The 1854-nt window shown below is 43.3% G+C and carries 1 protein-coding gene; it reads left to right on the top strand.

What is annotated here, in order from left to right; all coding sequences use genetic code 11:
- Positions 1 to 1557: 1557 nt before the first annotated feature.
- The coding region (locus UF06_RS28280) for a hypothetical protein (protein WP_206778253.1) at positions 1558 to 1854 on the top strand (297 nt) is incomplete at its 3' end.

Here is a 1854-nt window from a genome sequence, read left to right as displayed (position 1 = left end):
CATTCAGCCGCAGTGTTGAGTCTGCCGCTAATAGAGCTTTGCTTTTTATTAAAACCTTAGCGGCATAAAGCTCACCAGACTTTTGCATGCTAAATACGGGCTTCATTCTTGTATTGGCTTTCGGCAACAAGCGGGGCAGTTAGGTTTTAGTAAAGCGTAATGTGTTGCAGTTTGTGTCGTTACAAAACGGCAACTAACAAGGCACTCAAGCGGACTAAAAACAGTGGGCTACTGCGCTTCGCTTGTATTTTAGCCCACTATTTTTAGCCGCTTAGTGCGGCGTTAGCTTAAAACAAATAAAATCAATTGGTTGTGGTCTTTTCTTTCTTCCCTTGGCCATTCGTTCAGGTTTCTCGGCAAATCAGCATTATTTGCCAGCGCAAGTCTTGAGCAGTTGCCTCAATTGAGTTTTGGGGTTGCGCGAGGTCAGTCAGTTTGGCGCAAACTCGCTTTGGCAGTTTTACTTTCGCTTTGAGTTCTAAGGAAATGAATTCGCAAAATTTACTGGTTTCAAAGCAAATGAACGACCACAAAGTTTGAGTCAATTCGGGTTTTAAAACTCAAGTGGTTTGTTGGTTTCCCAAATCGGGTTAATCTCAATTTTGGTCAATCTAAAGTGCTGAAATTTAAGCTAACAAACTGCTTAAGCGGGATTCGCAATGCGTGGCATTTTTAGCATGCGGTGAGTTTTGTGATTAAAGCGTTGTGCGGTAGCTTTCGCAGTGCATTGCTCACCCCTTAGCAGGGCGTTATGTTTAATCACGTCAGATCAGTTGGTTGCATCTTTTCTTTGCTCCCTCGGCTTGTTGGTTTTGTGCTTGTCGGCAAGTTGGCTTCGTTTGGCGCTGTTTTCCGGACATTTATTCTTTGGAGCTGGAAATTCAGAGTGTTGCCTCAGTCAATTTTCGAGTAAGTGCGAGGTAGGTGCGGCTGGCTCAATCAGTATTTTGACCACAAGTTTTTGGGCTTGAGTTGCCAAAATTCGAAGTCTGTTTTTCAAATCTATGAGTCATTTCAGTTTTTTAGGTCTTGGCTTTTGTTTGTGAGTCAACGCTGAGTTAATCTTGGTTTTTGTAAAACGTAAGCCCTTGAAGCTTAAACATAACAAACGCTTTAAGACGGATTCGCAACGCGTGGCATTTGTGGTTTGCGGTAAACTTAGTGATTTAGGTGGTGTGCGGTAACATCGTATTGCGTTGCTCACCACTTAAGCGGGCGTTATGCTTAATCACCAAAAATCAGTGGTTTATCTTTTTTCTTTGTTCCCTCGGCTGGTTAGTTTTGAGCTTGTCGGCAAGTTGGCTTCGTTTGGCGCTGTTTTCCGGACAGTTATTCTTTGGAGCTGGAAGTTCAGAATGTTGCCTAAGTCAATTTACGAGTAAGTGCGCGGTAGGTGCGGCTGGCTCAATCAGTATTTTGACCACAAGTTTTTGGGCTTGAGTTGCCAAAATTCGAAGTCTGATTTTCAAAATTATGAGTCATTTCAGTTTTTTGGTTTTTGGCTTTTGTTTGTGAGTTAAAGTCGAGTTAATCTCGGTTCTGGTAAAGCGTAAGTCATTGAAGCTTAAGCATAACAAAGCGTTCAAGTGGGATTTGGCACGCGTGGCATTTTCAGTTTGCGTTGGGTTTGGTGGTTATGGCACTGTGCGGTGGCTTTTGTATTACGTGCCTGCACCCCTTAACGCGGCGTTATGCTTAATCACCAAAAGTCAGTGGTTTATGATTGTTCTTTGTTCCCTTGGCTCTTTAGTTTGGTGTTTCTCGGCAAGTTGGCTTCAGTGGGCGCGGTTTTCTGGACAATTATTCTTTGGCGCTGGAAATTCAGCGAATTGCCTCAATCAATTTTCGGGCAAG

The organism is Vibrio sp. S234-5 (assembly GCF_000960595.1).
Classification (GTDB): Bacteria; Pseudomonadota; Gammaproteobacteria; order Enterobacterales; family Vibrionaceae; genus Vibrio.
This window is presented reverse-complemented; position numbering and strand designations above follow the sequence as displayed.